This window comes from Metasolibacillus meyeri, from assembly GCF_003049505.1.
GTDB lineage: Bacteria > Bacillota > Bacilli > Bacillales_A > Planococcaceae > Metasolibacillus > Metasolibacillus meyeri.
In genome coordinates this window covers 1-8,777 of sequence record NZ_PYWN01000211.1, presented here as the reverse complement: position 1 = coordinate 8,777, position 8,777 = coordinate 1, and the positions used below count along the sequence as shown (strand labels likewise).

Below are 8,777 nucleotides of genomic sequence, written 5' to 3'. Positions count from 1 at the left end.
AAATGAAACGTTTTTCATTCACGTCTTGCTTGTTCAGTTTTCAAGGTTCATTTCCATCGTCTCTTCATCAGCGACTTTTATATCATAACTTATCCTCAACTCGATGTCAACAACTTTTTTGTTGTTTTTTAATTTTTCAATCTGTCGTTGTTAAGGACAAGTAATAATATATACCATCTAAAATCATAAATCAATAGTTTTTTCAAAAAAACTTTTAATTTTTTTAAAGTCTATTACAAATAGTAGTATTCCCGCAAGTACAACAATGCCTCCGATAATTTGTGTTGCGATTAAATATTCTTGAAAAATAAAGTAAGCTAATATAGAAGCACCGATTGGCTCAAATAAAATAGCAATTGATAATACATTTGTGCTAACGAATTTTAAAGACCAATTAAATAATGTATGCCCAAGTAAATTTGGAATGATGGCAAGCAATAAAAACCATCCCCAATCTATAGCTGGGTACGGACCAAATGATTCTCCTTTAAATAATACATAAAAGAATAAACAGATTGTGCTACTTGAATAAACAACCATTGTATAAGTAACAAGTGAAATTCTTTTGCGAACGTCTTGTCCTAACAATAAATAAGCCGTTACTAGCAGACAAGCTATTAACGCCAATATGTCGCCATACAATGCAGTACCACTAACTTGAAAGTCTCCCCAACTAATTAAAAAGCTACCCGAAATAGCAATCGCTCCAGCAATAATCGTTTTTAATGAGATTTTCTCTCCGAAGAATAGATATGTACCGACAAAGGCAAACAAAGGTTGCATCGTGACAAGGACAGTAGAGCTAGCTACAGTTGTATAATTTAAAGATTCAAACCACAAAATGAAATGAAAAGCTAAAAAAATACCTGCTACGCCAGACAATAGCCAATCCATCTTCGATAACAATTTTAACTCACCCGTATACTTCCAGAAAAAAAACGGTAGCATAAGTAGCACTGAAAATAGCATACGATAAAAAGCAATAACACCCGCATCAGCATTTACTAATTTTACAAGAATTGCTGATAGTGATACCGAAATAACCCCTATAATAATCGGTATGTACGGATTAACCATAGGTTTCTTCATAGTCGTGTTCCTCACTTCATTTTTCTATACATTAATCTATTCTACAGCAATATAGCACATTATTATATAGATGTTTTTTTATCTTTATAGGAAGAAAGGAGATTGGCCGTTGATTTTAAATGCGGCTTTTTCAATGGAAATTTTAATGAAGCTTGCAATCGCTGGTGGATTAAGTTTAATTATTGGCATCGAGAGGGAATTAAAAAAGAAGCCAGTTGGACTAAAAACAAGCTTAGTAATCGCGACATTCAGTTGTTTGCTGACGATTATTTCAATTGAAACTGCCTACACGACGCCCGCACGTCCTGATATCAATATAACGATGGACCCTCTACGTTTGGCAGCGCAAATTGTAAGTGGCATTGGCTTTCTAGGAGCAGGTGTTATTTTACGTAAAGGGAATGATAGCATTACTGGGCTTACTACTGCCGCTATGATTTGGGGAGCAGCAGGTATCGGGATTGCTGTTGGAGCCGGATTTTATGCTGAAGCCTTTATGACGGTAGTCATTGTTGTGATTGGAATTGAGTTATTTGCACCATTTTTGACGAAAATCGGTCCTAAACGTTTGCGGTCACGCGAATTTTCATTGAAGGTACAAATGAAAAACTATGAAGACATTTCCATGCTGCTTACTTATATGCAACAGCATGAAATGCATGTTGAGAGTATACGTATAAGCGATATGCTAATAGCAAATGATACAACTGAACATGAAGTAGCAATTCGTTTTACTACAATTCAGCAAAACACAATATCACTCTATAAAGATTTACACACACAAAACTATCTAGAAAAAATTGATATTGAATTATTATCTTAAATAAAGGAGCTTTTTATGAAAGAAATTTTCACACTACTTAAAGATGGCAATAAACCTTCTCTGCTTGCCGCATTTGTTAATACGTTTTTAGGAATTATTAAAGGAATTGCTTTTTTCTTTACTGGAAATGTTGCAATGTTTGCCGAAATGATGCATTCCCTAGGAGATGCTGCTAACCAATTTTTCGTTTATATCGGATCCGCTTTATCAAAAAAAGCACCAACTCCGCAATTTCCTAATGGCTTTGGTCGCCTAATTAATTTAGTTTGTTTAGGCGCTGTCTTAATCGTTGGTATTTTATCCTATGAAACAGTAAAGGAAGGCTGGCATCACTTCATCTCTCCTGCTACTGAATCAAACGGCATGTTCATTGCACTTGGCGTATTAGCAATCGGGATTGTGCTGGAATTAGCGGTTTTGCATAAAGCCGCAAAGGAAGTGCTATATGAAGTTGGCGTTGGTGGTGGCGGTTTTACAGCTATTCCGAAATCAATAAAATATTTAAAACGTGCAAAACCTGCTACAAAGCTTGTATGGATGGAAGATTTAGTCGCTACTAGTGGGAATGCCCTTGCATTTAGCGCTATTTTAATCGCTCACTTTACTGGTTTTTACCGACTGGAAGGGCTTGTTTCCATGATAATCGGTTTGATGATGTTTTATGTAGTTGGGCGCGTATTTTTAGATAATGCAAAAGGGGTTATCGGAGAAACGGATCAAGAAATGCTAAATCATATTGCACACATCGTCATGGAAGAGCCAAATGTAAAAGACATTGTTCGTTTAGAAGTCATTAAAGAAGGAGAGTTTTTACATGTTGAGCTTGTTGTAGAGGCAGACCCAAAACTTTCTCTCGCCTATTTAGATGATGTCCGAGATTATTTAACACATCTTATTTTAAGTCAAAAAGGTGTAACAGAAGTCGTTATTTTATTTGATGAAGATGATGGTCAGCTTAACTGGCAACATGTTGATACGAAGACTGAGTAAAATTAAAACAGATTAGGAAGTTCTCTACTTCCTAATCTACTTTTTTATAATGCATTCTCTAAAATTATACGTACATCTTCCGCATGAAGCTTTTTAAAATTGCCGAATGGACCATTACACATTGTATGTTTAATAATTTGCTCGAAATGTGTAGCATCAATATCATAATCTGCTAAGCGGTTCGGTGCCCCTAAAGAAGTCCAAAATGCTGCTAGACGATCAATTCCTTCATGTGCAACCTCTTCTACTGACTTCCCGTTAGCTTCTACATCAAATACTCGCACTGCTAAGCGCGCAAAACGCTCTGGATTTTCTGATACAGCATGACGCATCCAGTGTGGTTGAAGAATTGCTAGACCACCAGCATGTGGAATATCATAAATTGCAGAGACTGCATGCTCGATATTATGTGTAGCCCAATCTCCTCGTGAACCCATAGCTAAAAAGTTATTTAGCCCGACTGTCCCCGCTAATAAAATCGTTTCACGCAATGCGATATTCTCTAAATCCTCTACTAATTTTGGTGCTGCCTCTATAATAGCGTGCAATACGCCTTCACACATACCATCTGTTACAGGTGTATTTGTCGTATTATGGAAGTATTGCTCGAATATATGTGACATCATATCAACAATCCCATATATTGTATGGTTTTTAGGCACAGTTACCGTATACTGAGGATTTAAAATCGAAAATTTGGGGAATATTGCTGGACAGCCCCAGCCAAACTTCTCTTCTGTATCCATATTCGTAATGACAGAGCCTGAATTCATCTCAGATCCTGTTGCTGCTAAAGTTAGTACAACCCCTAATGGCAATGCCTCTTCTACAACTGCTTTTCTAATAACTAAATCCCATGCATCACCATCGTATTTTGCAGCTGCAACGATTAGCTTCGAACAATCAATAACTGAGCCGCCTCCTACTGCTAATACGAGGTCAATTCCTTCTTTTTTACAAATTTCCGCACCCCGACGAGCCGTTTCAACACGTGGATTTGGTTCAACGCCTGCTAGTTCAAATATTTCCTTATTTGCTTGCTTCAATACCGTTACAACATCATCGTATACGCCGTTGCTTTTAATGCTACCTCCACCATAGACAATAAGTACTTTATCGCCATATTTCGCAAGCTCTCTTGGTAACTTTTCCATTGCATCCGCTCCAAAATGCAGCGTTACTGGATTATAAAATGTAAATGGATTCATACTTTCTCTCCTTTCAAAACTATCTTTATTTTCTCACGTTTTAACTGAAAATAGCAAAGAAAGTATATTTCAATTACGCCTTGGGATTTTGTATTGTGCTTGGCACTTAGTAGAAGTTAACCTAAAGACGTCACAACACGCGACAATGGTTAACTAACCTGCATTGTACAGGTCTCCTTTCAAAATTCCTGACATCTGCCAGAGACTTAACTTAAATTAGCACATGTTTTTTGTTGTAACAGCGACAATGTTTTTGTATCAAAAGCGCAGTAAAATTAAATACCCTTAACTTCATCCGTTATCATAAATGTAATTAACAAGTCCTCTTCTAACGTTATCTTTACACCATTATGGCGATATGCGATTTTTGAAAACTTTAATGTGGCCACGCGGTTTGCTAACGCATATTCTTGACTATTGGTTAAAGGAAGCCCATTTGCATGACATCCCAAAATAAATCGTCCATTGACCGAATGACTTATGACATTTGGATGCAATGACTGATAGTGCACTTCTTCAATTAAACTATCTTCGTAAATTTTCTCTTCAGAAATTAAATAATCTATCAATGCGCCTTTTAAATCAACTGCGACGGCAGTTGCCCCTAGAATTCTTTTAAAATAAACAGGTACTATTTTTTTATTTTTTAAACATGGGGTAATTTCTGTTACTATATCTCCTGAATTAAGCACAGTTAGCTTAATAAAAGCTTTATTTTTCTGATTTATCAAAGTGATTATTGTTTCTCCTGAACGTAAGCTTTTTAAATAAATCTTATCATCGACTATATAGCTAGCAACAATACTTTGGTCTTGAATTTGTAATGTAGTTGCTTGAATGCCTAATACATCTACATCGTTTGACAATTCAACTAGTTGATGACTAAAATAAGCCAATTTATTTTCTTTATGAATAATGCGCTCTTGCAATAAATTTTTCAGCATTCCTCATTCCCCCTACCTTTTTTGTCTAGTGTAAAAAAGGTAGCTATACAAATACTAAACAAAACTCTACAAAATTCGAGTTTTTTCATCGAAATTCATATAGTATTCACTATTTTATCCCGTATTAGCAGGCTGTAAAAACCCGATTGAGGCCAACATGATGTTGGTCATACAAGCGTTTTCACAGGATGTGAAGTTTTTAACTTGTGTTCCTTTATCACCAATCAGTGGAGATAAGGAAAACCCCACTGATTGAAGGTTCACTTTATCATATAGTTTTCATACACTTTTTTAATATCCTGCGGAATAGGAATTTTTAAATCCTCTTCTAATTTATTTTTTATGTCTTTGTACAATTGGATACACTCTATTTTGCGATTATTTTCTACTAAAAAGCGTAAAAGCATTAACATATACTGCTCATTATATTCATCTAGATGCAACAGTTTTTGTAGGCAACTTAACTTTAATAGCGTGTTCGTAGCTTTTTCATATGTAACATAGCGTTCAAGTGCATGTAGAACCTGTTGTTTTATTTCGTTTCTCAATGCAATTGCCCAGTCGTATTCTTCAGTTTCTAAAAAATCTCCTTCATACAAATTCAAAATTCGTTGTATATTCAACTCACTATGTTTTTCTTCATTTAATAATTTTTGCAGATCTTCATAATCACTTTTCATTTCAATGTTTAATTGATAATAATTATTTACAAGTTCTATTGCATTTTCTATTCCTTTGTCTTTAAATATTTTTCTTATCTGATAAATCGTTGTATATAAATTAGCTGAACCCTTTTCAGGTTCTATATTTGGCCAAAGTAATTCAATTATCGCAACATTTAATAGAGGCTTTTGTTGATGTAACCATAAATAGATAAATAGCTCCTTTACTTTTTTCGTACGCCATTTTATCTTCTGGTTTTTATCATCTAAAAATTGAAAGCTACCAAATGTATGAACATAAAATATCGGTTTTTCATCCCCTGTTTCAGCATGACTAACAATTTTCCATTTATTCTCCGCCTTTATTAAAGCTTTTATTAGCCTTTTTTCATGTACAGGCTTCAATAAATAATCAGTCGCCTCTATTTCAAAAGCCTCTACCGCAAATTGCATATGTGCGGTCACAAAAATAATTTGGGCAAATGGTTGCTTCGCTATCAGCTGCTTTGCTACTTGCAAGCCATGCATATTCACCATCTCAATATCTAGTAATACAACGTCAATTCGCTCTTGCTCAAATAACACAAAGGCATCCCCTACATTTGTAAAAGTGCCTTTAATCGTAATAGGCAATGATGTGATACGCTTTAACATAATTTGCAATACATCAATCGCCATCTTTTCATCATCAATTATGATAATATTCATGCTTACACACCCTCTGGTAGTATAATTAAAATGGTGGTCCCTTGCCCTTCCTTACTATATACATGTAAACTTACATTTTTCATCAAATTGAATTTTCTTAATGGATTGGCGAAGCCGATACGTGGATTTTCACCACTTATTAATTGCCGAAGCGTATCTTCTTCCATTCCTACTCCATTATCAAATACTTTAATCCGTACAAATTGACCTTCACGCTTAATGCTTATCTCAATCGTGCCACCATCTTTTTTCTTTGAAATACCATGCACTACAGCATTTTCTATTAATGGTTGGAGCGATAAGGCTGGAATCATCAATTGGATAGATTCATCAATATCATAGCGTACTGTTAGTCGATCTCCAAAGCGCATTTTTTCAATATAAAGATACGCTTTCACAAGTTCAATTTCTTCTTCTAACGACACCATACTATTACGATAATGAACATTTAGCTTTGCACGGAAATAAGTCGCTAAACAATAGAGGGCCTCTCTCGTATTATCCATATCCGTGTAACTTAAACCAATAATCGTATTTAGCGTATTATAAACAAAATGAGGTGTAACTTGCGTATATAAATAGTTCATCTCTGATTCAATTGCATCGATTGAAGATTGTCAAATCGCAAGTAATGACTCGATACGAATAAATAATTCATCCATCACTACAGGTTTTTGCAAATAATCATTCGCTCCTACTTGCAATGTTAACAGCAAATCAGATTGCTTCATAATTGCCGTTAATACAATAATCGGTAATTCCAACATATCGTATTGTTTACGTACTTGTTTACATAATTCATAACCTGACATACCATCCATTAACAAATCGGTCAATAAACAATCAACTTCATGCTTTTGAATATACTGTAATGCATCAACACCGTTGTCTACCGCAATTACTGAATAGCCTCTTGCCATACACGCATCAGCTAGTACTTTAATATTCGTATGATCATCATCTACAATGAGTAGCGTTTTGTTATATCCTTTATGAATCAATGGTAAATCTAACTGGAGCACCGTTTGAAAAGCACTCTTCGGCGCATTTATGAGTTGTCCATTATTTTGTTTTACTAATGGCATTGTAAATGTAAATGTCGTCCCCTCCTCTGGCACACTTTCCACGTAAATTTCACCATTTAATTTTTCTATAATATTTTTTGTAATGCTCAAACCTAATCCTAGTCCTTCTTTATTTGATTGTTTTCTTGCTTGATAAAAAGCATTGAAAATATGCTCTAAATCTTGTACATGTATACCCACGCCTGTATCGCTTACTTGAATAGCCATTTGCTGCTGCTGAACATAAGCCGTTACAGTAATCTCTCCTATTTCCGTATGTTGAATTGCATTATGTAGCAAATTGTATAAAACTTGCTTGAAGCGTAATTCATCTGTCCACATGAATGGCAGGGTGGTATCTATATTTGTCCTTAAATTCACACGGCTATCACTTGACATTACACTACGTATTTCTTCTGCAACTTCATTAATAATCGTAATTGGTACAGCAGTAGGTGTAATATTAATTTCTCCTGTCATATGATGAGACGAGAACAATAAATCCTCAACTAAATGCCCTAAACGCTGGGTCACATTGTGGATTAAAATTACTTGCTCTTGCTGATTGCGCTTTAATGGCCCTTGCATTCCCTCCATTAAGGATTTCGCTAAATTTAAAATTCCATTTAAAGGTGTACGCAATTCATGTGATGTTTTTATTAAAAATTCATCCTTCATTTGATTATGTGTTAATAATTCTTCTGATAACTTTTGTATTTTCGTAAAGGTCACATTTGCTCGAAAGTTTAATAATAAGGAAAATCCTACTAAAATAAGAATAAATAATACAAACTCACTATAATCAAAAGGAATATCTGTTAAAAAATTCATCATTAATAATAGAGCATAGCAATATATGGCTGTCACAACAATTAACACATATCGTGCCTCTTCTAACCGTTGTATTAATACACGCATTAAAATTCCTATATTGTATATAAGAATGGGTGCAATAAGTGCAAGAAAAATGAATTGTCTTACTTTAATTTCCTCTGGTGAAGTAGCTATTTCTCCAAAAAATGGATTACGAATACCATAAATCACAAAGAGTATGCAAAGAAACACCATCAAGAAGTGAATATTTTTTTTCTTTGTTAATTTAGGATACATATAATAAATAAACAAAGTTAGACACATAAGTGCTAAAATCAAAGTACCTAATTGTAAACGAACCTGCACAGTTGCTTCTTCAATCGTCACTAGTAAGAAAAATATTTTCTGGTTAATAAAGAGCATATAAATACCTAACAATATCGCAAATAGCCCGAAAAATAATTCTTCTTTATGTC

Annotated in this window: 8 protein-coding genes; 2 read left to right on the top strand and 6 right to left on the bottom strand. The window is 34.6% G+C overall.

All coding sequences use genetic code 11. From position 1 onward, the window contains the following. Positions 1-183 precede the first annotated feature (183 nt). The gene (locus C9J34_RS20905; protein ID WP_107842096.1) at positions 184-1,089 is read right to left on the bottom strand and encodes a DMT family transporter; all 906 of its coding nucleotides are present in this window, start codon (positions 1,087-1,089) and stop codon (positions 184-186) included. A gap of 133 nt (positions 1,090-1,222) precedes the next feature. Here C9J34_RS20905 and C9J34_RS20900 point away from each other — a divergent pair, with 133 nt between their 5' ends. After that, positions 1,223-1,912: an MgtC/SapB family protein gene (locus C9J34_RS20900; protein WP_193769129.1), complete on the top strand. Its 690-nt coding sequence runs from the start codon at positions 1,223-1,225 to the stop codon at positions 1,910-1,912. Positions 1,913-1,927: 15 nt separating this feature from the next. Further along, positions 1,928-2,902, top strand: a complete 975-nt coding sequence (locus C9J34_RS20895) for a cation diffusion facilitator family transporter (protein WP_107842094.1) — start codon at positions 1,928-1,930, stop codon at positions 2,900-2,902. A 44-nt stretch (positions 2,903-2,946) separates the two neighbouring features. On the opposite strand, the gene C9J34_RS20890 is transcribed toward C9J34_RS20895, so the two are convergent. The 5 genes from C9J34_RS20890 to C9J34_RS20875 all read right to left on the bottom strand — a co-directional run. After that, entirely contained in the window at positions 2,947-4,110 is a 1,164-nt protein-coding gene (locus tag C9J34_RS20890) for an iron-containing alcohol dehydrogenase (RefSeq protein WP_107842093.1), read from the bottom strand. Positions 4,111-4,385: 275 nt separating this feature from the next. Continuing rightward, complete coding sequence (locus C9J34_RS20885; RefSeq protein WP_107842092.1) at positions 4,386-5,054, bottom strand: hypothetical protein; 669 nt, start codon at positions 5,052-5,054, stop codon at positions 4,386-4,388. A 260-nt stretch (positions 5,055-5,314) separates the two neighbouring features. Then, positions 5,315-6,424: a response regulator gene (locus C9J34_RS20880; protein WP_107842091.1), complete on the bottom strand. Its 1,110-nt coding sequence runs from the start codon at positions 6,422-6,424 to the stop codon at positions 5,315-5,317. 2 nt (positions 6,425-6,426) lie between these two features. Continuing rightward, a complete protein-coding gene (locus tag C9J34_RS22515) occupies positions 6,427-7,011 on the bottom strand; it encodes a sensor histidine kinase (RefSeq protein ID WP_238600746.1) in 585 nt (194 codons plus the stop codon). 30 nt (positions 7,012-7,041) lie between these two features. Then, positions 7,042-8,777, bottom strand: a 1,736-nt coding sequence (locus C9J34_RS20875) for a hybrid sensor histidine kinase/response regulator (RefSeq protein ID WP_238600745.1), incomplete at its 5' end; no start/stop codon positions are given.

Coding starts and splice junctions, on each gene's coding strand:
- C9J34_RS20885 (WP_107842092.1), bottom strand. CDS start 5,054: ATGCTGAAAAATTTATTGCAAGAGCGCATTATTCATAAAGAAAATAAA.
- C9J34_RS22515 (WP_238600746.1), bottom strand. CDS start 7,011: ATGAACTATTTATATACGCAAGTTACACCTCATTTTGTTTATAATACG.
- C9J34_RS20895 (WP_107842094.1), top strand. CDS start 1,928: ATGAAAGAAATTTTCACACTACTTAAAGATGGCAATAAACCTTCTCTG.
- C9J34_RS20905 (WP_107842096.1), bottom strand. CDS start 1,089: ATGAAGAAACCTATGGTTAATCCGTACATACCGATTATTATAGGGGTT.
- C9J34_RS20890 (WP_107842093.1), bottom strand. CDS start 4,110: ATGAATCCATTTACATTTTATAATCCAGTAACGCTGCATTTTGGAGCG.
- C9J34_RS20900 (WP_193769129.1), top strand. CDS start 1,223: ATGGAAATTTTAATGAAGCTTGCAATCGCTGGTGGATTAAGTTTAATT.
- C9J34_RS20880 (WP_107842091.1), bottom strand. CDS start 6,424: ATGAATATTATCATAATTGATGATGAAAAGATGGCGATTGATGTATTG.